Origin of the sequence: Proteus sp. fly-1013, assembly GCF_040140245.1 — a bacterium.
GTDB lineage: Bacteria > Pseudomonadota > Gammaproteobacteria > Enterobacterales > Enterobacteriaceae > Proteus > Proteus mirabilis_B.
The window spans coordinates 154,265-175,371 of the sequence record NZ_JBEEWD010000001.1; the positions used below are offsets into that span (position 1 = coordinate 154,265).

The 21,107-nt window shown below is 38.8% G+C and carries 21 protein-coding genes and 1 riboswitch; of the genes, 9 read left to right on the top strand and 12 right to left on the bottom strand.

Annotated elements, in window-relative coordinates; all coding sequences use genetic code 11:
- Positions 1-139: 139 nt before the first annotated feature.
- On the top strand, positions 140-1,090 hold the full coding sequence (locus ABN236_RS00700) for a DUF1266 domain-containing protein (protein ID WP_349473159.1): 951 nt from the start codon (positions 140-142) through the stop codon (positions 1,088-1,090).
- A gap of 105 nt (positions 1,091-1,195) precedes the next feature.
- Here the strand turns inward: ABN236_RS00700 and yvcK are convergent, their stop codons facing one another.
- Positions 1,196-2,134 carry a uridine diphosphate-N-acetylglucosamine-binding protein YvcK gene (yvcK, locus tag ABN236_RS00705; RefSeq protein WP_088493380.1) on the bottom strand — a complete coding sequence of 313 codons (939 nt, stop codon included), beginning with the start codon at positions 2,132-2,134 and terminating at the stop codon, positions 1,196-1,198.
- Positions 2,135-2,413: 279 nt separating this feature from the next.
- Positions 2,414-2,556: riboswitch (molybdenum cofactor riboswitch) on the top strand.
- Here yvcK and moaA point away from each other — a divergent pair.
- From moaA to ABN236_RS00730, 5 genes are all read left to right on the top strand, one after another.
- Positions 2,546-3,526: a GTP 3',8-cyclase MoaA gene (moaA, locus tag ABN236_RS00710; protein ID WP_088493379.1), complete on the top strand. Its 981-nt coding sequence runs from the start codon at positions 2,546-2,548 to the stop codon at positions 3,524-3,526. Its footprint overlaps the riboswitch before it by 11 nt.
- A 39-nt stretch (positions 3,527-3,565) precedes the next feature.
- Positions 3,566-4,045, top strand: a complete 480-nt coding sequence (moaC, locus tag ABN236_RS00715; protein WP_072062889.1) for a cyclic pyranopterin monophosphate synthase MoaC — start codon at positions 3,566-3,568, stop codon at positions 4,043-4,045.
- A complete protein-coding gene (gene moaD, locus ABN236_RS00720; protein WP_023581222.1) occupies positions 4,042-4,287 on the top strand; it encodes a molybdopterin synthase sulfur carrier subunit in 246 nt (81 codons plus the stop codon). Before moaC ends, moaD begins: the two co-directional genes overlap by 4 nt.
- 1 nt (position 4,288) lies before the next feature.
- Complete coding sequence (moaE, locus tag ABN236_RS00725) at positions 4,289-4,750, top strand: molybdopterin synthase catalytic subunit MoaE (RefSeq protein ID WP_349473160.1); 462 nt, start codon at positions 4,289-4,291, stop codon at positions 4,748-4,750.
- Positions 4,751-4,944: 194 nt separating this feature from the next.
- Entirely contained in the window at positions 4,945-5,655 is a 711-nt protein-coding gene (locus tag ABN236_RS00730; RefSeq protein WP_109398111.1) for a Bax inhibitor-1/YccA family protein, read from the top strand.
- Between the two features lie 109 nt (positions 5,656-5,764).
- Here the strand turns inward: ABN236_RS00730 and ABN236_RS00735 are convergent, their stop codons facing one another.
- From ABN236_RS00735 to ABN236_RS00765, 7 genes are all read right to left on the bottom strand, one after another.
- The gene (locus ABN236_RS00735; protein ID WP_349473161.1) at positions 5,765-6,400 is read right to left on the bottom strand and encodes a retron system putative HNH endonuclease; all 636 of its coding nucleotides are present in this window, start codon (positions 6,398-6,400) and stop codon (positions 5,765-5,767) included.
- Entirely contained in the window at positions 6,375-7,805 is a 1,431-nt protein-coding gene (locus ABN236_RS00740) for an AAA family ATPase (protein WP_088493375.1), read from the bottom strand. Before ABN236_RS00740 ends, ABN236_RS00735 begins: the two co-directional genes overlap by 26 nt.
- A gap of 65 nt (positions 7,806-7,870) precedes the next feature.
- Complete coding sequence (locus ABN236_RS00745) at positions 7,871-8,980, bottom strand: ABC transporter permease (RefSeq protein ID WP_349473162.1); 1,110 nt, start codon at positions 8,978-8,980, stop codon at positions 7,871-7,873.
- 13 nt (positions 8,981-8,993) lie between these two features.
- Complete coding sequence (locus ABN236_RS00750; protein ID WP_349473163.1) at positions 8,994-10,145, bottom strand: ABC transporter permease; 1,152 nt, start codon at positions 10,143-10,145, stop codon at positions 8,994-8,996.
- Complete coding sequence (locus ABN236_RS00755) at positions 10,138-11,907, bottom strand: ATP-binding cassette domain-containing protein (protein ID WP_349473164.1); 1,770 nt, start codon at positions 11,905-11,907, stop codon at positions 10,138-10,140. Before ABN236_RS00755 ends, ABN236_RS00750 begins: the two co-directional genes overlap by 8 nt.
- Before the next feature lie 13 nt (positions 11,908-11,920).
- Positions 11,921-12,907: a secretion protein HlyD gene (gene hlyD / locus ABN236_RS00760; protein WP_088493371.1), complete on the bottom strand. Its 987-nt coding sequence runs from the start codon at positions 12,905-12,907 to the stop codon at positions 11,921-11,923.
- Positions 12,908-12,918: 11 nt separating this feature from the next.
- Complete coding sequence (locus ABN236_RS00765; RefSeq protein ID WP_088493370.1) at positions 12,919-13,617, bottom strand: CerR family C-terminal domain-containing protein; 699 nt, start codon at positions 13,615-13,617, stop codon at positions 12,919-12,921.
- A gap of 372 nt (positions 13,618-13,989) precedes the next feature.
- Here ABN236_RS00765 and rhlE point away from each other — a divergent pair, with 372 nt between their 5' ends.
- The 3 genes from rhlE (at position 13,990) to ABN236_RS00780 (ending at position 16,797) form a co-directional block, all read left to right on the top strand.
- Positions 13,990-15,405, top strand: coding sequence for an ATP-dependent RNA helicase RhlE (rhlE, locus tag ABN236_RS00770; protein WP_194952089.1), 1,416 nt, complete (start codon positions 13,990-13,992; stop codon positions 15,403-15,405).
- Positions 15,406-15,414: 9 nt separating this feature from the next.
- The gene (dusC, locus tag ABN236_RS00775) at positions 15,415-16,347 is read left to right on the top strand and encodes a tRNA dihydrouridine(16) synthase DusC (protein ID WP_088493368.1); all 933 of its coding nucleotides are present in this window, start codon (positions 15,415-15,417) and stop codon (positions 16,345-16,347) included.
- Between the two features lie 201 nt (positions 16,348-16,548).
- Complete coding sequence (locus tag ABN236_RS00780) at positions 16,549-16,797, top strand: GlsB/YeaQ/YmgE family stress response membrane protein (RefSeq protein WP_088493367.1); 249 nt, start codon at positions 16,549-16,551, stop codon at positions 16,795-16,797.
- Positions 16,798-16,873: 76 nt separating this feature from the next.
- On the opposite strand, the gene sseA is transcribed toward ABN236_RS00780, so the two are convergent.
- From sseA to metC, 4 genes are all read right to left on the bottom strand, one after another.
- A complete protein-coding gene (gene sseA / locus ABN236_RS00785) occupies positions 16,874-17,716 on the bottom strand; it encodes a 3-mercaptopyruvate sulfurtransferase (RefSeq protein WP_349473165.1) in 843 nt (280 codons plus the stop codon).
- A gap of 13 nt (positions 17,717-17,729) precedes the next feature.
- On the bottom strand, positions 17,730-17,915 hold the full coding sequence (locus ABN236_RS00790) for a YohO family small membrane protein (protein ID WP_036912140.1): 186 nt from the start codon (positions 17,913-17,915) through the stop codon (positions 17,730-17,732).
- Positions 17,916-18,199: 284 nt separating this feature from the next.
- Positions 18,200-19,567 (bottom strand): C4-dicarboxylate transporter DcuC, encoded by a 1,368-nt coding sequence (gene dcuC, locus ABN236_RS00795; protein ID WP_098943813.1) that lies wholly within the window; start codon positions 19,565-19,567, stop codon positions 18,200-18,202.
- A 34-nt stretch (positions 19,568-19,601) separates the two neighbouring features.
- Positions 19,602-20,777, bottom strand: coding sequence for a cystathionine beta-lyase (gene metC, locus ABN236_RS00800; protein WP_088493364.1), 1,176 nt, complete (start codon positions 20,775-20,777; stop codon positions 19,602-19,604).
- Positions 20,778-21,107: the final 330 nt, after the last annotated feature.

Sequence of the window (21,107 nt, forward strand, 5' to 3'; positions counted from 1 at the left end):
AGGGATTATCCCTTTTTATCTTCTATCTTCCATTTTTTGCCTTGTTTGATATTCCCTTAATGGCGTTCAACTGTTTAAATACCACAACAAACAAAGCGTCAATTATTTACAAAGATAAAAAAGACATTAAGGACAGTGAATGAGTGGTTATGTTTATGCAGGGTTTCCCAGCTCTGCAGGGGTAATTCTTGGTATTATTCTTCTTATTATGCTTTTTAAATGGCTACGCAGATTTGCTGTACAAGATAGTGAGTTGCAAAAACCATCAACAGCAGGGCAGGAGCCCATTTTATCTGAAGCAGAAAATACGTCAGGTCAGTTGTTGCCCAATGAATGGGGTTTATATGTTGCAGCACCTTATGCCGCAATGAATGAGTGGGCATATAACGAATACGATCAAGGTAAAGATGATGGTGGATTATCAGCAGGTTGGGGAATTAACGACCGTTGGGATTTAGTCTATCAACTATTTTGGTTGCTCACTCAAGGTCACACTAATGATTTTTATCAGCTACGTGACCAAATTTTGGATGGCAAAGAAGACGATGTTCAGTCATTAAAAAATGACATTTTGCTTTCTGAGTTAACTGAACATGATAAAAATGAGCGTTTATGGCAAATCGATATGATGAGCACAAATCGCATGAATATCCAAAATGTGAAATATCTTATTTGGGATCTCTGCCGTTTTAACAAGCTCTGTTTAGAAGGTTGCCAGCAAGGTTATATTACTCAACAAGAAGCCCAAACATGGTCATTAATGAGCGCATCAATGTTGCGTCGAATTTATGATGGTTGGGAAGATATGTGGAGAAACTTTATTGCAGCTCGTTGGTTTTGGGCAAGTGGTGATCAAGATTGGGTATCTTCTCATCAAGCGTTTACGGATGTTATACAAAATATTCTAAATGCTGAAGATACACTGGCAACAGAAGAGAATTGGATCATGGAGTTACCGCCATTAGATTTAATGTCGTTTTCTCGTACTGTGGCGGGTCTTGGTCTGATGAAAAATGATGTACCAATGACACTTGATGAAATTGAAGAAGCGATTAGCCAGCGTATTACATTAAAACAGCTTAATAGCTAATAACGCGCTGAAAACCAATAGCGATATTGCTTTTTACCAACAAAAAAACCGCACTTGCTGTTTATTGCAGATGCGGTTTTTTTAATGGAAATAGGTAGTTAAATTCTATTTAACGGCTTGAGCTGATGCATTACGTTGCCCTAACTGTTGCAACGTTAACTCAATAGCTTTACCTAATAGATGGCGGTCGTGACGATAAGGAATATCTTTGGCTTCCAATTGCGCTTGTACAATTAATCGACCTTTCATCGATTCATATTGAGTTTCAGGGCTAATAATCACTGCATCTATTGTTTGTAAACCAATATAGTTCTCCATCATGGCGATTTTATCAGACATCGTCATACTGGCAGCGGCAGGGCTTAGCTCTTTGCCTAAATTACCAATGTAAATCGTTGTTGCACTGCTACGGCGCAATGCTTGTGCCAGTTCTGGCAGTAATAACAGAGGCATTAAGCTGGTAAAAAAGCTACCCGGACCAATTAAGATCAAGTCTGCTTGTTCGATTGCTTCAATGGCTTCTCGAGTAGTCGGTACTTTAGGGTAGAGATCAAGCTTTTGGGGGATCTTAGGTAAAATATCAACATTGACCTCACCATAAATCTCATTTCCTTGGTCGTCTATCGCCATAAGGTCAACGGCTTGTTCAGACATGGGAATAAGGTGAGCATTCACTCTTAATAATCCACGAATAAGATTAATGGCTTCCAAAGGGCGAACACTTAAGTTATCTAGGGCTTTAAGCATTAGATTACCTAAATTATGTCCAGCCAGCTCACCTGTACCAGAAAAACGGTATTCGAACATCGCAGAAGCAACAGAAGGCTCAGTAATTAACTGATTAATACAATTGCGCATATCTCCCCACGCAATACCGCCTTCTTCTTGGCGAATACGGCCAGTAGAACCGCCATTGTCTGTTGTTGTAACAATACCAGTAAGACGAGAGCCTAAGTAGGAGAGTGCTGAAAGCACACGTCCAAGGCCATGACCACCACCAAGGGCAACAACACGATCTAAATCACTTAGCGTGCGATTTCGCATATTTGTTCTACTCATCTTTAAAAATTTGCCGCTAATTTATCACAATTAAATTTTAAGCCTATGATCACGACGTGATTTCATCACATTCCTAGTTTAATTTTACTTTTGATAGCCTAATATTTAATCAATGAAAGTGTTTTTACTTATGTTATTAGAGTGACTAAAGTGTCGTAAGTCGTTGTATTATAAATTATATAGCGAAAACATTATTCGCTTTTTGAAAAATTAGCAGGTAGAATCCACAATAAATATATAGGTATTAGAAACCTGTGAAAAACAGGTAAAGATTAACTCCTAGCCTTAACGTCTAAGTCGTGTGTTTACAAGATATGATGTTCTGGCCGTGACGAAACAAGTCACCAGGGTGCAAGGTAGAAATGCCAGCATCTCCCGATTTGGAAAGGTGTTACTATGCAACAACTCGTTGATGCGTTTTCCCGCAAATTTTTCTATTTACGTCTTTCAATTACAGACGTGTGTAATTTCCGTTGTACTTATTGCCTACCTAATGGTTATAAGCCTAACGGTCATAAATCATTTCTTTCGTTAGATGAAATCAGCAGACTGACACAATCTTTTGCCGCATTAGGGACAGAAAAAATTCGCCTAACAGGTGGCGAGCCTACAATGCGTCGTGACTTTACTGATATTATCGCAACCATTAAAGACAATGCGGCTATCAAAAAAATCGCAGTAACAACCAATGGCTATCGTTTATCTCGAGATGTTGCCCAATGGCGTGATGCCGGTTTAAGTGCAATTAATGTGAGTGTTGATAGCCTCGATCCTCGTCAATTCCATGCTATTACTGGGCAAGATAAATTTAGCCAAGTGATGGAAGGGATTGATGCTGCATTTACTGCGGGTTTCGAAAAAGTAAAAGTTAACGTTGTGCTAATGCGCAATGTGAATGATAAAAACCTCCCTGATTTTCTTAATTGGATCAAAGACAGACCTATCCAACTGCGCTTTATCGAATTAATGGAAACTGGTGACGGTAGTGATATTTTCAACCGCTTTCATTTATCTGGTGAAGTTATTCGCCAACGCTTACTCAATGAAGGTTGGTTACAAATTCCTCGCGCTCGTAGTGACGGGCCAGCTCAAGTATTTACCCATCCTGATTATCAAGGTGAAATTGGTCTTATCATGCCTTATGAAAAAGACTTTTGTTTAACTTGTAACCGTTTACGCGTTTCCGCTATTGGTAATCTCCATCTTTGCCTATTTGGTGAAAATGGTATTCCTCTACGCGACTTACTTGCTGATGATAGTCAACAAGAAGCATTACAACAGCGTATTCAGGGTGGTCTTCTTCATAAACGAGAAACCCATTTTCTTCATCAAGGCGATAGCGGTATTACACCGAACTTATCTGTTATTGGTGGGTAGTTTTTCGCTCTGTTATTTCGTTAATTTCAGGAGTTGTGCATGTCTCAACTAACTCATATTAATGCTGCCGGTGAAGCTCACATGGTGGATGTTAGCGCTAAAGCTGAAACAGTGCGAGAAGCGCGTGCTGAAGCCTTTGTTGAAATGTCAGCAGAAACATTAAGCATGATCACCGAAGGCAAACATCATAAAGGTGATGTATTTGCGACGGCAAGAATCGCAGGTATTCAAGCAGCAAAAAGAACATGGGAATTAATCCCGTTATGCCATCCGCTGTTATTAACTAAAGTTGAAGTACGTTTAGAAGCACTCACTGAATCTAACCGTGTACGCATTGAATCTGTTTGTCGTTTAACGGGTAAAACAGGCGTTGAAATGGAAGCATTAACTGCGGCATCAGTAGCAGCATTGACCATTTATGATATGTGCAAAGCTGTTCAAAAAGATATGGTGATTGGGCCTGTACGTTTATTAGAAAAAACAGGTGGCAAATCTGGTCACTTTAAGGTGGAAGCATGATTAAAGTTCTCTTTTTTGCTCAAGTCCGTGAATTAGTTGGCGTTGATTCTCTTGAATTAGATTGTGAATACCACACAGTAGACGATTTACGTAAAGCATTAATCACCAAAGGTGAGCGTTGGTCACTCGCATTAGAAGATGGCAAATTACTCTCTGCGGTAAACCAATCCTTTGTTCAAGGCTCTCACGTTATTAATGATGGTGATGAAATCGCCTTTTTCCCACCTGTTACAGGAGGATAAGATGAGCGCATCAACTCGTATTTCAGTACAAACCGAAAATTTTAGCGTTGGTGATGAATACCAATGGCTTTCAGAGTGCGACAGCGATGGCGCTGTTGTGACCTTCACCGGTAAAGTTCGCAATCATAATCTCGGTGATGAAGTGAGTACGCTCACACTTGAACACTATCCGGGAATGACTGAAAAAGCACTGACAGATATTGTAAACGAAGCCCGCTCTCGCTGGCCTCTACAGCGTGTCAGTGTTATTCACCGCGTAGGAACTTTGCATATTGGTGAAGAGATAGTGTTTGTCGGTGTAACCAGTTCTCATCGTAATAGCGCCTTTGAATCCGCCGAATTTATTATGGATTTCTTAAAAACACGTGCGCCATTTTGGAAAAAAGAAGGGCTTTCTGAAAATAAAGATAGATGGGTTGATGCACGTCAAAGTGATTATGACTCGGCTGAGCGCTGGGAATAAATCACTAGACTCAATTAAACACTACATTACTTTACCTAAATTTATTTTATGGTGACATTTCATACAGTTTATTTCATGGAAATGTAAAATCAGTGTGATAAAATTAAATTCTAATGAGCCCATAATGGGCTCTTTACTGAAATAAACGTTATCGTTAAACCTAACGTTATCACTATGATTAAAGGGTAATCATCATGGATCGATTTTCACGTTCAAATGATTCAATCGTACAGCGCACAGGTTCTGGCCTACAAACCTTTATGGCTCAGGTTTATGGTTGGATGACTGTAGGTCTGTTATTAACTGCGTTTGTTGCACTCTACGTTGCATCAAGCGAAGCATTATTATCAATGATTTTCTCAAGCAAGATCGTCTTTTTTGGTCTGATCATTGCTCAATTAGGGTTAGTTTTCGTGTTATCAGGTATGGTTCATAAAATGAGTGGTGCAATGGCAACCTCATTATTTATGCTCTATTCCGTGTTAACGGGCGTGACTATCTCAAGCGTATTACTGCTTTATACCGCATCTTCAATTGCGAGCACATTCTTTATTTGTGCGGCAATGTTCGGCGCATTAAGCATTTACGGTTATACGACTAAGCGTAGCTTAACGGGTATGGGTAGCTTCCTGTTTATGGGGCTTATCGGTATCATTATCGCTTCTATCGTTAATATCTTTATGCAAAGCTCAATGATGAGCATGGTTATCTCTTATGCAGGTGTGTTAATTTTTGCAGGTTTAACTGCTTATGACACACAAAAATTAAAAGATATGGGTAATGAGATTAACCAAGAAGATAAAGAAAATATGCGCCGTTACTCAATTATGGGTGCATTAACGCTTTATTTAGATTTCATCAACCTGTTCTTAATGTTACTGCGTATTTTAGGCGACCGTCGTTAATTTTAACGATATTTGCGGATAAACGTAGTTTAAAAACAGCATAAAAAATAAATCCCATAACTTTATAAGTTGTGGGATTTTTTTGTTTTTATTAATAGAATTCTTATCGTTAATCTAACCACTGTTTCAATATATTGATAATAATGGGTGAAAAACTTTCTAGTTTTCCATCATCATTAGGCTTTGCTAGCTCTACAATTAAATCATTAAGTAAATCGTCATCTTCTAACCCTTCACTAGGATTAATTCCATTAATAAAGAGGATTTGCTCAATAGCGTTTTTTCTTTTATTGATTAATAAGTTATTGGGATGAGTGCTAGAGCCTAAATTTAATATTTCAATTGCCTTTTCAGCACGGGAAGTTACACCATTAACTCTACCACTAATTGAAAACTTTAATTCAGTCTCACATTCATCCATAAGTGGAGTGAGTGGAAGAGAGTGATGTTTATGAGAATCACCGCACTGTTTCTTAGCATTACAACTGGCGATAAGATTAGTAAAATCAAGCGTTCTTTTTTGTGCCAATTGTTGTGGTTCAATATGTTCATTGTGACAGTCATGAACTGATTTTATTTGCTGGCAACAATGACCACATAAATAGAACTGCTCTTCTAGCAACTCTTCTCTTATTTCTGTTCGAATTTCTGAGGTTAAATCAGCGTATTTTTTATGTTTATTTTGCCTTTTCCATTGAGTTAAACTTGCGGGTTCATAATCATTTCTTTTGCTGATCCTTCTCAAGCTGAACTTCCTTTTTCTTTAGTAATAATCGTGCTTTAACTAGCTCAATATTATTTGTTGAAACATCTTGTTCTAATTCAGCTAATAAATTTTTTGCTGTTGCAATATCGGCATTTTGAATCGCATCAAGAATATCGCCGATTTGGCTTTGCACTTTTTGATTGATAAAGTCAGTATCCATAATTTCTGACAGTACGCTATTGATATCTTGCCCATAAAGTGAAGAGACTTCTTCAACCTGACCTTTTTCAATGCTATAGACCAAAATATCTTTATGATCACTGATTAATAATGGTGAGTGTGTGGTTAATACAAATTGGCAATTTGGAAAAGTTTTATCCAATAAGGTAATTAATCGACGTTGCCATTGGGGATGTAAATGCACATCAGGTTCATCAATTAAGATAATACCTTTGCCTTCTAAAGGATTATTCAACGTTGGATTTAAAAGCGTTAAACGGCGCGCTATATCTCCAATCATTGCTAGCAACGACTTTTCACCATAAGAGAGTTGATCAATAGAGAAATGTATACCGTCTTTTACCACTTTCATGGAAAGATCGGGTGTACGCTCAATATAGATATTTTCAATCGCAGAACTATCATCAGATAAGAAAATTTTAATGGCTTCACGTACAGCAGTTAGTGCTTTATCTTGCAGTTTTTTCTGCTCAGCCAACATACTTTGATAGATTTCACTGTTTACATCGGTGTGTTTTTCTAGCAACTTCATAATGCTAGTGTGAGGAGCCGTTTCATTCTCTACATCTTCCCGATAACGAAACCAAGCAAAGAAATCAGCATAATCTGTTTTAGCCTCTAAAGCCCCTTTATAGGCGGATAAAATGTCAAATTGATGGCTATTATTAGGCTGAATTGCACTATTGATTGTTGAGTCATAAGTATGGCGAGTTGCACCATAGTAGGCGGCAATAGGAAAATTTTTTTTAGATTTTGATATTGGCGTTATAGCGCCACGAAAAGGTATGGTAAAAGAGATTATATCTGAGTCTTCGCATTTATTATGATTCTTATCATCTTTAATAGCATTACGTATAGTTTTTAGTTCTAAAGATAAATCATCTGGATACATCGATATAAAAGATGTATTCATCATAATAGGTTCGAGGTTTCTTTTTTCAAAAGAAATAGAACAGTAATTTGCTGATAAATTTATTTTAGATTTGTTTGCAAAATTACCTTTAGCTTCTTTATCTTCCAACTTTGCTACAAACCAACTCAAACCTGTTGCGATCGCATCTAAAATACTGGTTTTACCTGAACCATTATTACCAATAAACACTGTAATATTAGAACCATCCTCGCTACCATCCTTTGTGGCTAACGTGAATTCAGCATCAGTAAAAACACCATAATTTTCAAGTCGTAGTTTGCTGATTTGCATATTGCGTGCCTATTGATTTTTTCTTTGGGATCAGTCTATTAGAGTTAGTTATCAAAGTACAGATTTTAAGCAATCTTCCTTTGAAAAAGATAATATGCAAAAGTACCAGTACCTGCGGCAATCACCAATAAAGGCCATAAACTGTGCCATATAACGGTGATATCGGCATTTTTAAGGTAAATCTGTTTTGTGATATCAGTGAAATGACGAATTGGGTTTATCCATGTGGCATGTTGTAGCCAAACGGGCATATTTTCTACCGGTGAAATATAACCCGATAATAAAACTGCTGGCATCATAAATACAAAGACACCAATAAAAGCCTGCTGTTGGGTCGAACTTAATGCCGATATTAATAAGCCAAAACCCACCAGCGATAAGCCATAAATAAGCATGGTAAAGTAAAATAGGACTAATGAACCTGAAAATGGAATTTGATAACCAAATATCCCAATAATTAATACGATGGTACCTTGAACAGCGGCAACAACCATTGCTGGAACCGCCTTACCAACAAAGATTTGCCATGTTGATAGTGGCGAAACTAACAGTTGATCTAATGTGCCTTGTTCGCGCTCTCTAGCAACAGAAAGTGAAGTGACTATCATCACGCCAATGGTAATAATCAACGCCACTAAAGAAGGCACAATAAACCATTTGTAATTTAAATTCGGGTTATACCAATTACGAACAACAAGTTCTGTTTTATTCAGTAAAGAAGGTGTATTACCTACTAATTCAGTTTGATAGTTTTGTACGATTTGTTGCACATAATTAGCGGCAATTTGAGCACTATTAGAATTTCGACCATCTAGGATTATTTGCAATTTAACAGGAACATGGCTTTCTAGATCAGCACTAAAATTCTGCGGAAAACGAACTAATAAAAGCGCTTTGCGGTTATCAATCGTCTCTTTTATTTCATGTTCATTTTTAAGTAAAAGAGTTTGAGAGAATGCACTCGCTTTGGCGATACGTTGGGTTAACTCAATAGATTGTTTACCATTGTCTTCATCAAAAATGGCAATAGAGGCATTGGTAACATCTAACGTTGCGGCAAAAGGGAATAAGATCATCTGAAAGATAACTGGCATTATTAAAATAATACGCGTTTGAGGCTCTTGTAATAATGACTGTAACTCTTTCATTATCAGGGTGAGAAGGCGATAAAACATAAAAGCTCTCCCTTTAATCTAATCGACGACGTGTTGCTAACGCCGTTAATCCAATAAAAAATATTGCCGATACAATTAATAGCCACATATCTAGCATCAATATCAACGGAATATCGCCAGCTAAAAATAGCGTTTGCAAACTACTCACAAAATAACGCGCAGGAATAAAATAGGTCACCACTTGAATAAAGAAGGGCATACTATCAATTTCAAAAACAAAGCCTGATAACATAATTGCGGGTAAAAACGCGGCATTTAACGAAATCATCGCGGCATTAAATTGATTACGCGTTAGTGTGGAAATAAGTAATCCCATCCCTAAAGCAGTAGCCAAAAAGAGCGATGTGATCCCGCCTAAAATCCACAATGAACCTCGATAAGGCACGCCAAGCACAAACACGGTGACGACCATACATAACACCATGACAAAACTGCCTAACACTTGGTAAGGAATAAGCTTTGAAAGTAAGAGTTCCGTGCGTGTTATTTGGGTGGAAAGTAGGGCTTCCATAGTGCCTCTTTCCCATTCGCGAGCAATCACTAACGAGGTAAGAATAGCGCCCACTACCGTAATAATAATAGTGACAGCACCCGGAATAATATAATGCTGGCTAATTGCTGCTGGGTTAAACCAATAGCGAGGCTCTATTTCAATTAATGGCGTAGTATCAATCCCTTTACTGATAGCTTGCTGTTGCAACCAAATTTGCCAAACTCCTTTAGTATAAGCTTGAACAAAGTTTGCGGTATTGGGCTCGCTGCCATCAGTGATCACTTGAATGGGGGCTTTAGTATCTTGTCGAGCGAGTAATTCGGCAAAATTAACAGGAATAACCACAATGCCTCGAATTTGTCCTGCCTGCATTTTATCAATGAGTAATTGTCGATTATCACTAATAGTTGCATTGATATACGGTGAATTAGTGAAAGTATAAACCAGCTCTTGCGCAGGTTGGCTTTGTTGATTAGTTAAAATACCAATATTTAATTTGCTTGAGTCTAAATTAATGCCATAACCAAAGATAAACAGCAAAGTAAGTGGGATAACAATAGCAATTAAGGCACTACTGGGATCACGAGTAATTTGCTTTGTTTCTTTTAAGCACAGGGCATATAAACGTCGCCAAGAAAAGCGGGCATGAGATGATTGAGCTGAATTACGCATGTTTTTCGCTCCCTTTATCATTTTCACTTTCAAGTTTTTTATCGTAATCCAGCACTAAACCAATAAAGGCATCTTCCATTGAAGGGGTTGGATTATCGTCACTGGCGACCATTTTTTTGAGAGAATCAGGTTCGCCAGCCGCAATGATTTTTCCGCGATAAACCAAACCAATACGATCACAATATTCTGCTTCATCCATAAAGTGAGTGGTAACCATCACGGTCACACCTTTATCAACCATGCCATTAATATGTAGCCAAAACTCTCGTCGCGTTAGTGGGTCAACGCCTGATGTGGGTTCATCTAAAAAGAGAATATCAGGCTCGTGCATTAATGAGCACGCAAGGGCAAGGCGCTGTTTATAACCTAAAGGCAAGGTTTCAGTGATTTGATTTACCATCGGCTCTAAGCCAAAGGCAGTTATCATATCGTTGATTTTATCTCGTTGTTGTTTGCCATGTAAGCCATAGACACCAGAGAAGAATTTCAAGTTTTGTCCCACTTTTAAATTGCCATAAAGTGAGAACTTTTGTGCCATATAACCTAAATGTTGACGTGCTTTACCTGAGCTCTCTTTTAAATCCATACCTAACACAAGTGCTTTACCGCTAGTGGGAACTAATAAACCACACATCATTTTAAAGGTTGTTGATTTACCCGCACCATTAGGGCCCAGCAAACCGAAAATTTCACCTCGTTTAACTTGGAAATTAACATGATCGGTTGCTGCAAATTGACCAAACATTTTGGTTAATTGTTGTGCTTCAATTACCGTTTCATTAGGTGCCGGAGGGATCTGCGGCATAATTTCAGCTAATTCAGATTTATGAGAAGGACCGCCTCCTAATAAATCTATAAAAGCATCTTCAAAGCGTGGTGTTGCGGGAATAAGCTCCGCATCAGGTTTACCCAAAGCGTTCAGTAATTCAGTTTGATTACTCTGCTTTTTCAAGATCAAACGAACGGATTGCCCTTGAATAACGCCATCAGTAACTTGAGGTTGAATAATTGCTTGTTGCAATACCTTTCTACGTTGATGACCTTCAACATTAAGCAAAAAAGAACGACCTGCCATTTTTGCTGTTAAATCTTGAGGAATACCACTGTAAAGCAGCTCTCCTTTGTTAAGTAAGAGAATGTTTTTACATTGTTCTGCTTCATCAAGATAAGAGGTGCTCCACAGTATCAACATACCATCGCTGGCTAAAGCATGTACCATTTGCCAAAGTTCACGGCGTGCAATGGGATCGACTCCTACGCCGGGTTCGTCAAGAAGCAGAACTTTAGGGCTACCTAATAAAGTACAAGCAAGACCCAGCTTTTGTTTCATCCCTCCGGAAAGGTTTCCTGCAAGGCGAGAGGTAAAGCGAGTGAGATCGGTAAAGGTGAGCAGTTGGTGATAAACTTTTTTGCGCTCATCACCGATGACATTTTTTAAGTCGGCATAAAGATTGAGGTTTTCTAATACCGTTAAATCTTCATAAAGACCAAATTTTTGTGGCATATAGCCAAGAATAGCCCTGACATCAATACTCTGCTTTTGCGGGTCCATTCCTAAAATATGAATATCACCCGCATCAGGCTTTAATAAACCTGCAAGCATACGGATTAGGGTTGTTTTTCCTGCACCATCAGGGCCAACTAACCCCGTCACAGAGCCACCGGTAATGGTGGCTGTTAATGACGAAACTGCGGGGCTTTCCAGTCCTGCAAAGCATTTCTCAACGCCTTGAAGCTCAATAGTGTAATCAGTGTGTTCCATTTTTCCCCCACACTTAATGAGAGGAGGCAAATTTTAAGGTGACAGGCATACCTTGGCGCAGAGCGTCATCAGCATCCGTTACAACTACTCTGAGACGATAAACTAAATCCGTTCTTAACTCCGGTGTTTCAACACTTTTTGGGGTAAATTCAGCTGTTGGTGAAACAAATCCAATTGTACCGTGATAAGGCTTATCTTTACGCCCATCGGTGTATAGATAAACTTCTCGATTAGGAACGGCTTCGCTTAAATGAGTTTCGCTGATATAAGCTCTGACCCAAACAGGGTTAGTTAATGACACCGTAAATACAGGGCTTCCAGCGGATAATATCGTCCCGGGCTCCACTGCTCGAGTTAATACAGTACCTTGTGATGGAGAGATTAATTGCGTGTCTTGGAGGTTTAATTCAGCTTGAGCAACAGCGGCTTTAGCTTGCATAACTTGTCCTCTCGCCGCATCAATGTCTTCTTTCCGATAACCATTTTGATACTGATTTAGCTTATCTTGCGCCGCTTTCAATGCCGCTGCCGCTTGATTGCGATTATTTCTTGCGCTATCTAACTCATTGGCTGAAATGACTTTTCGGTTAGCAAGATCTTGCTGGCGTTTATAAAAGCTATCTGCGTATTGCCAAGCGGCTTGCTTTAATGACACATCAGATTGCGCTTGCGCGATTTCCTCAGCGCGGTATCCCGCTTCCATTAAAGATAACGAGGCAATGGCACTATCACGCTCACCATAAGCTTTATTTAGTGCATTGCGATAGGGAGCATCATCAAGCTTGCCTAATAATTGCCCTTTTTGGACAGGAGCACCTTCATCAACTTGTAATGTGTCTAATCTTCCAGCAACACGAAAACTAAGGTTGACTGTACGTATATCGACATTGCCATAGAGTACTAATTCAGACTCTTTGTTTTCTTCGTAATAATAGATACCTGCAACAATACCGATAATAATCATTAAGATAATAAAGAAACTGACTTTTTTAGTTTTCATAATAACTCTATTTATGCGTGATGAGTGTTAGTGTAAATCTCTCTTAATCCATTGAGTAATAAAGTAATATGAGTTTTTAAGGTGTTGGAGATAATCTGATACTCATTTTTACCAATCCTATCCCATCCAGTTTGTCTTAGGATAGTTTCCCTAACTAAACGAAATGATAACACTTCTCCCAATATAGCGTGAGTATGTAACATTGTTGTAGGTAGTGTGGCATCTAAGCCAATATAGATAGCTAATAGTTTGTTTACACGCGTTAAAAGAGGTGATAACGCTTGCTGGTGGATCAAGGAATATGCTTCGGTTGGAACAAGCTGTTCTCTTGCCATAATGCGGCTAAGATGAATATTGGCTTTATCAAGTACCAGTTGAGCATATTGTAAAAAGCTATCTGTGATCAGCGTTTGTAGCAATGGTAGATGCTCTGTGGGATTGGGTCGCTCAAGAAATTCGTCAAGAATGGCAACGGTAGGCTCAAAATCAAGGCGAATAAGATCAGCAATATGTTGTGCAACGGCGAGATACAACCCTTCTTTGGAACCAAAATAATAAGCGATAGCGGCAATATTTTGTTGAGCAGCTTGTGCAATTTGGCGTGTTGTGGCGGCATCTGGCCCATTTTTACCAAAGATCTCACATGCCGCTTCCAATAATTGTCGTTTTGCTAGTTCACCGCGCGTCGTCTTCTGTTGGGTGTCTGACATAATAGAAGATACCTTACTTAAGTAAAATGTAACAAAACCAATGATATTAAAAACAGCGATAACAAGGCGTATTATATTAGATGATATTGAACAATAGGGAAAATTTGTGATAAATAATCGAATAAAGGTGATGTGTAATAAAAAAAGTGCAATCTATTATTGAAAATTATTTTTGTATTCTGAATACAGCAAAAACTGTTAGAATAGGGGTTATTAAGTTAACCTAACAAGGTTCATTCTCTTTCATCACTGTCTATATCGAGAAATGATAGTACCTATAGAGTAATATTACCTATAGATTGACAGTATGAAAGCCCGTCATTTTAATTTCAATCACCGTGTTATACGTTCTGGTTGTAGGAGACTACTGTTTTGACCGATTTTACATCGCTTGGTTTAAGTGAGGCGCTTCTCCGCGCTATTGATGAACAAGGGTATAAAACCCCAACCCCTATTCAACAGCAGGCGATTGAGCCGATTTTGGCGGGTAAAGACGTATTAGCGAGTGCACAAACGGGCACAGGTAAAACAGCAGCTTTTACATTACCAATATTGGAAAAGTTGTCTCAATCAGCAGAAAAAACAAAAGGCCGTCAACCGGTTAAAGCGCTGATTTTGACACCAACACGTGAGTTAGCGGCTCAAATTGCTGAAAACGTAAAAGCGTATAGCCGTTATATTCCAATTCGTTCGTTAGTCGTTTTTGGTGGAGTAAGTATTAATCCACAAATGATGAAATTGCGCGGCGGTGTTGATGTACTGATTGCAACACCGGGACGTTTACTCGACCTTGAACACCAAAATGCGGTTGATCTTTCTCGCGTTGAAGTTTTAGTGCTTGATGAAGCTGACCGCATGTTAGATATGGGCTTTATCCACGATATTCGCCGTGTAATTAATAAATTACCGAAAAAACGTCAAAATTTACTATTTTCAGCGACATTCTCTAAAGAGATCACTGGTCTTGCCAATTCGCTATTAAATGATCCGGTGAGTATTTCTGTTGCACCAAGAAACTCAGCTGCTGAATCTGTTGATCAACATGTGCATTTAGTTGATAAAAAGCGTAAAACCGAGCTGTTATCACATTTAATTGGTTTAGAAAATTGGTCCCAAGTACTGATTTTCACCCGTACTAAACATGGTGCGAATAAACTTGCTGAACATTTAAATGCCGATGGTATTAAATCAGCCGCTATTCACGGCAATAAAAGCCAAGGTGCGAGAACTCGCGCATTAGCTGATTTTAAAGATGGCAAATTAAAAGCATTGGTTGCAACAGATATTGCTGCTCGTGGTCTTGATATCGACCAACTGCCATATGTCGTCAATTTTGAATTACCGCAAGTCGCAGAAGATTATGTTCACCGTATTGGTAGAACGGGTCGTGCTGCCGCAACGGGTAAGGCTATTTCACTTGTTTGTGTTGATGAACATGGTTTATTAGCTGATATTGAACGTTTATTAAAACGCGAGATCCCACGTTTAGCATTAGAAGGTTACGATCCTGATCCTTCAATTAAAGCAGCACCTTTGCATAAAAAACCAAAGAATAATGCACCACGTAGAAGTGGTGGTCGTGCAGATATTCGTGGTAAAGACAATCGCAACAACAGTCGTAAAGACGGCGATAGCGAAGGTAAAGAGTCTGGACGTAATAAAAGCAAAGAAAACTACCGTAATAAAGATGGTTCTCGTACCGGAAAATTAGGGCCTCGTCGTTCACGTAAAAGTGATGAAAGTAGTGATAATCAAAGCCCTTGGTCGAAAGCTAGAAAAGAGTTTTGAGGTTAAAAAGTGCGAGTTCTATTAGCGCCAATGGAGGGGGTTTTAGACCCCCTAGTGAGAGAATTACTCACCTCGATTAACGATTACGATCTCTGTATTACAGAGTTTGTACGAGTTGTAGATTCATTGCTGCCCACGAAAGCCTTTTACCGCTTATGTCCTGAATTGCAGACAGAAAGCCGCACTAAAAGTGGAACACTGGTGCGAGTGCAATTATTAGGACAACATCCACAATGGTTGGCTGAAAATGCTTTTAGAGCCGTATCTTTAGGCTCTTGGGGTGTTGATTTAAACTGCGGTTGTCCTTCAAAAACAGTCAATGGTAGTGGTGGTGGTGCTTCTCTTTTAAAACAGCCTGAAACGATTTATCAAGCAACAAAAGCAATGCGTGATGCCGTGCCTTTAGAGTTGCCTGTATCTGTTAAAGTGAGACTTGGCTGGGATTCTTCTGCGTATAGCCATGAGATTGCAGATGCTGTGGTACAAGGTGGTGCTACGGAAATCACCGTACATGGCAGAACAAAAGAAGATGGCTACAATGCTGAAAAAATTAATTGGCAGGCGATTGGAGATATTCGCCAAAGACTTTCAATACCAGTGATTGCTAATGGCGAAATTTGGGATCGCGAAGATGCATTAGCCTGCTTAGCCACAACAGGTTGTGATGCGATAATGATTGGTCGCGGTGCAATGAATACCCCTAATTTAAGCCGTGTTGTAAAAGGCATAGAAGCTAGAATGCCTTGGCAAGAGGTTATTGAATTATTAAAGCGTTATGTTCGATTAGAAAAGCGTGGAGATACGACGATTTATCATGCATCACGTATTAAGCAGTGGTTTAGCTATTTACGAAAAGAATATCCAGAGGCAGATGAGTTATTTAGGCAAATTAGAACATTAAAAACCTCGCCAGAAATTGCTGTGGCAATAGAAGCGTTATAGTTTAAAAATAATCTTATCCGATAAAAAATAGCGCTAATTAATCAGCGCTATTTTTATTTATTAAGAAATAATCCATCTATTTATCCTAAATATTATGCAATTCATTCCTAATAATTGGAAAAAATCACTCTTTCGACTTACACTCAATAAGTGACATTTTTGGATATGTTGTTTATATCATGACTATTTTTAGGGGGAAATATGGGAATTATTGCTTGGATCATCTTTGGTCTGATCGCAGGTATTTTGGCGAAATTCTTAATGCCAGGCTCTTATGATATTGGTCTGATATGGACTTGTATTCTGGGTATTGTGGGTGCTGTTGTTGGTGGTGCGATTAGTAACTTTTTTGGCAAAGGTAAAGTTGATGGGTTTAACTTTGGTAGCTTTGTGGTTGCTATCATCGGTGCCATTGTCGTGCTCTATCTTGCAAAAATCTTCGCAAGTTAATACCTTCACACCCAATAGATATTGATAATAAACCCGCATAATGCGGGTTTACTTTTTTAAAGCATCAACAGATTAATTAGCATTCACAAGGAAGGGCACTTTCAGCACCCCATTGCGCCCAAGAGCCGTCATAGAGTGCAATAGATTGGCAACCCAATACAGTTAACGCTAAAAATAAAATTGCCGCAGTCATACCTGAGCCACAGGTAACAATAATAGGCTGTGATAAATCAACACCAGCTTGTTCAAATATCTGCTTTAATTCAATTTTTTGTTTTAATTGCCCATTAATAACTAACTCATTCCACGGAACGTTTTTACTGCCGGGAATATGTCCACTGCGCAAGCCCGGGCGAGGCTCCGGCGCTCTACCATAAAAACGATCAGCAGAGCGAGCATCGATCATCTGTTTTTGCTTAGTCTCTAAATTATCAAGAAGTTGCTGTTTATTGGCATAACGTTGTGCGTGACGTTCAACCACAAAAGGAGGCTGAGCAGGTACTTTTATTGCCTCACCTTGTTCTGTTGTAAATCCAGCATCAACCCATGCTTGTAAACCACCAGCAAGAATACGCACATTACGGCAACCTAGTGTTGTTAATGTCCACCAACCTCTTGGTGCCGAAAATAAGTTACCTTGATCGTAAATAATTACGGTTGTGGTATTAGAGATCCCTAATTGCGTCAGTGTTTCTGAAAACAGTGCATCAGAAGGGAGCATATGTGGTAGTGGCGTGGTTTTATCTGCGACTTCATCAAGATCAAAAAAATGGGCATGTGGAATATGACGTTCAAGGTAAAGCGCTTGATAGTCAATCTGTTGAGTTGGCATTGGTGCGCTTACATCAAGGATCACAAGATCAGCATCATTTTGATGTTCAAATAACCATTGGGGAGTAACAAAGTAATCGTATTCCACGGTGCGACCTCATTTATTTAGCAGAAGGTGAGCTGTCTGGGATAGCTGGAAATTGCTGTGTAGGTGATGTTTCAGGTTGAGTCTGCTCTGTTTCTATTGGTGTCGTGGAGCGTGTATAGATATTTAAGCCCGCAAGGAAAACACCACCGATAGAACCAAAGGCAAGTAGCGCGATAATCACAATAATTATTTTTTTCATAATGTTCATTTGCAGATGAATGTTGCGCAAAAGTATATCGAGATATGAAGTTGAAACAAGTACTAAGTCAGTTTAATCAGCAAATGATAGTAGCTAGAACGTCTTATTTTTAGGCAAAAAAAGGGTAGATAGATAAATAAACAGGCTATTTACTTTTTATAAATAGCCTGAGTAGAGTTAATGTTGACGTTAATTATTTCAATCAAAGGTTACAGTCAATGATAAGAAAAAATCCCTTAAACTCAGGAGTAAATGAGTTTAAGGGTAAGGGTAACGCAACTTAATTAGGAATATAAAAACCAGAATGTCATTGCTAAGTTCACAATAGCCGCGACAGCCATAGGAATGGCGGTACGTTTAACTATTTGGAAAGGTGAGACATTCGCAATACCTGCAATGGCGACAATGGCTGCGGTAATGGGTGAAACAGTACGGCCAAAGCTGGTCATAATTTGCATTGGTAAAATCAAAGTAATGACATCGACTTTTAAGAAAGCGGCAATTTTGGGTGTTAAGGCGGCAAATGAGAAGAACGCCGCATTACCTGAACCCATTAAAAATGCCGCTAATGCAAGAATGGCACTCATTACAATGATCATCGCTGCAATACCAAAACCTGCGTCTTGAGCGGAGCTAATTAGCGTATCGACGGCACCACTTTTAAGTAAACCATTGGCAAAGAACTCACCAGACACAATTAACGATACCACTAAGACAAATTGCTTACCCATTCCTTCAAAGAACAACATAAAGCTATTCATTACGGCTTTTGCATCGCGTAAGCGAACATATTCAAAAAGAAGTGCAATCACGGTACTAATAATCATTGCTGTGGTGACTTCTAATTTAATATACGGGTGTAGCAAAGGGCTGAAGCCAATAATCAGAATTAAAGGGATCACCGGTAATAAGGCATAAGACAGTGGAATTTTATTGCCTTCTTCTTTTACTGCATCGATGGTTGTTGGGTCAAAAACAAATCCTTCACGTTTATCCCACCAGCGTTGAATAAAGAAATGAGTGATCGCAACAGCAATAATAATAGGAATTGTGATCGGTAGCTGGTGCTGAACAAAATAGACTGCCGGTTCAATATCTGCTGTTTTTGCCGCCATAATCACGTTACCAGAGCCGGGACCATGGTCGATAAATTGGCAGCATCCAATAACGGCTAAAGCAGAAAGTGGGCTAATACCAGAACGAATTAATATCGGATACATGGTGACCATTAACAGCATACCTAAACCTGCATGGCTAGGAATAAAGATAACCAAGATTTGAGTAACTAGAAATGAGATCACTAATAATAAGTAAGGCGATTTTATCGCTTTTAATGGTCTTTCAAAAATAGCGAATAAAGCACGGCTTGCGCCAACGTGTTCCATATAACGAGAGAAACCCGCAATTGCCATTAATGTTAAACCAAGACCCGCTAGGCGAGAACTCATAATATCCGTAAAGATTTGGAAAATATCAAAATATTTAAATTGAGTAGATTTATTTTCTGGCAATAACGGATTAAGGTCGAGAGATGCTGTTAAGAGCAATAGCAATAATCCGCCGAGTAATAATACTGGCTGAGGTTTATAACCTCGCGCCAGTAAATAAACCACCAACGCTGTTACCAGCGCGGCAATGATTAAACCTGTCATAGTGAATTCCCCGGTAATGATGCAATATTTTTTGTTATTGGTTTAATGCTGAAAAAGCTTGTGTAATATCTGCAATAAGATCATCCGTTGCTTCAAGACCAACATGTAAACGGACAAAAGGACCATGACCTTCACGCCAATCAGATGCTGTTCTCGCACCGACAACATTGGCAGGTAAAGCGAGGCTTTCAAATCCACCCCAAGAAGCACCGATACCAAAAAGTTCAAGCGCATCAATAAATTGCTCTGATTGTTTAGTGGTGTATTCTTGTTTAAATTCAATGGTTAATAGACCGTTACTGCCTTTGCAGTCACGTTTCCATAAATCATGACGAGGGTGATTAGGTAATTCAGGGAACCAGACTTTTTCAACTTCAGGGCGAGTCTCTAACCACTGTGCAATGGCGAGTGCTGATTTACCATGTGCTGCGATGCGTTGGCCTAAGGTTCTCATACCACGAAGAACTAATGCTGCATCATCTGGGCTACTGGCTTGACCTAATGCTTCAGGTAAAGCACCAATTTTTTTCCATGCTTTTTCATTTGCAACCATAATGCCCATCATCACATCAGAGTGACCGCATAAATATTTAGTTGCCGCGATAACAGAGACATCTGCGCCTAATTCCAGCGGGTTATAAAGCCATGCAGAGCCCCAAGTATTATCAACACCAACAGGAATATCTCTCTCATGAGCAATACGGCAAATTTCAGGTAAATCGAGCATTTCATAAAGTAATGAGCCCGGCGATTCGACAAAAATAAGCTGTGTATTTTCTTGAATTTTTTGTTCAAAATCAGAACCATCGGTTTTAAAGAAACTATAAGCAATGTTATTAGGCTCAAGAAAAGCCGATGCAATTTTACGAACAGGCTCATAAACAGAATCAGCAAATAAAACATGTCCACCACTGCGGGCATATCCCATAATAGTGACCGCAATAGCCGCTAATCCGGTAGGGAATAACTGCGCACGATGACCGCCTTCTAATTCGGTTACTAAAGCTTCAAGGGCAAATGCGGTTTCTGTACCACGTGCGCCGTAGCTTAAAACACGCTCTGTTGCACGACGATCACGAACATCACGCCAACTTTTAATAGAATCAAAAACGATGGTGCTGGCTCTCATTACGGGTGGATTAATGGGACCTGACGTTTTGATTTCTTGGCGTCCACTGTGTATCAGTTTTGTTTGTTTATTTTGTTTCATTATTAATATCTCCAAATATAGAAATAGAGTTCCCCGGTAATTAAATAAAAGGATTAATTACTGTTTGCGCTTATTTTGTTTCTATTATTTATAACAAACTTATTTATTTTTAAAATAGCTATTTTCTAAAAATGATGATCTTCCTCTAACTTTTTAGCATTAATTATTCTAATTAAATCTTAAATGTTATTTAAGATTCAAAAGTTATAACTAATAAATAAAGAGTTATTTATAACATATTGAATTAATGTTATTTTTTAATTGATTAGAAATATTTGAAATTAGATTAAAATTATCAAAGTGTTTTTTTTGAGATTATATTGCATAAAT

Excerpts from the sequence above, each read along its gene's own strand:
- moaD (WP_023581222.1), top strand. The coding sequence starts at position 4,042 with ATGATTAAAGTTCTCTTTTTTGCTCAAGTCCGTGAATTAGTTGGCGTT.
- dcuC (WP_098943813.1), bottom strand. The coding sequence starts at position 19,567 with ATGACAGGTTTAATCATTGCCGCGCTGGTAACAGCGTTGGTGGTTTAT.
- ABN236_RS00700 (WP_349473159.1), top strand. The coding sequence starts at position 140 with ATGAGTGGTTATGTTTATGCAGGGTTTCCCAGCTCTGCAGGGGTAATT.
- ABN236_RS00780 (WP_088493367.1), top strand. The coding sequence starts at position 16,549 with ATGGGAATTATTGCTTGGATCATCTTTGGTCTGATCGCAGGTATTTTG.
- ABN236_RS00745 (WP_349473162.1), bottom strand. The coding sequence starts at position 8,980 with ATGTTTTATCGCCTTCTCACCCTGATAATGAAAGAGTTACAGTCATTA.
- yvcK (WP_088493380.1), bottom strand. The coding sequence starts at position 2,134 with ATGCGAAATCGCACGCTAAGTGATTTAGATCGTGTTGTTGCCCTTGGT.
- hlyD (WP_088493371.1), bottom strand. The coding sequence starts at position 12,907 with ATGAAAACTAAAAAAGTCAGTTTCTTTATTATCTTAATGATTATTATC.
- ABN236_RS00790 (WP_036912140.1), bottom strand. The coding sequence starts at position 17,915 with ATGAAAAAAATAATTATTGTGATTATCGCGCTACTTGCCTTTGGTTCT.
- ABN236_RS00750 (WP_349473163.1), bottom strand. The coding sequence starts at position 10,145 with ATGCGTAATTCAGCTCAATCATCTCATGCCCGCTTTTCTTGGCGACGT.
- ABN236_RS00730 (WP_109398111.1), top strand. The coding sequence starts at position 4,945 with ATGGATCGATTTTCACGTTCAAATGATTCAATCGTACAGCGCACAGGT.
- metC (WP_088493364.1), bottom strand. The coding sequence starts at position 20,777 with ATGAAACAAAATAAACAAACAAAACTGATACACAGTGGACGCCAAGAA.
- ABN236_RS00740 (WP_088493375.1), bottom strand. The coding sequence starts at position 7,805 with ATGCAAATCAGCAAACTACGACTTGAAAATTATGGTGTTTTTACTGAT.
- moaA (WP_088493379.1), top strand. The coding sequence starts at position 2,546 with ATGCAACAACTCGTTGATGCGTTTTCCCGCAAATTTTTCTATTTACGT.
- ABN236_RS00755 (WP_349473164.1), bottom strand. The coding sequence starts at position 11,907 with ATGGAACACACTGATTACACTATTGAGCTTCAAGGCGTTGAGAAATGC.
- ABN236_RS00765 (WP_088493370.1), bottom strand. The coding sequence starts at position 13,617 with ATGTCAGACACCCAACAGAAGACGACGCGCGGTGAACTAGCAAAACGA.
- moaE (WP_349473160.1), top strand. The coding sequence starts at position 4,289 with ATGAGCGCATCAACTCGTATTTCAGTACAAACCGAAAATTTTAGCGTT.
- moaC (WP_072062889.1), top strand. The coding sequence starts at position 3,566 with ATGTCTCAACTAACTCATATTAATGCTGCCGGTGAAGCTCACATGGTG.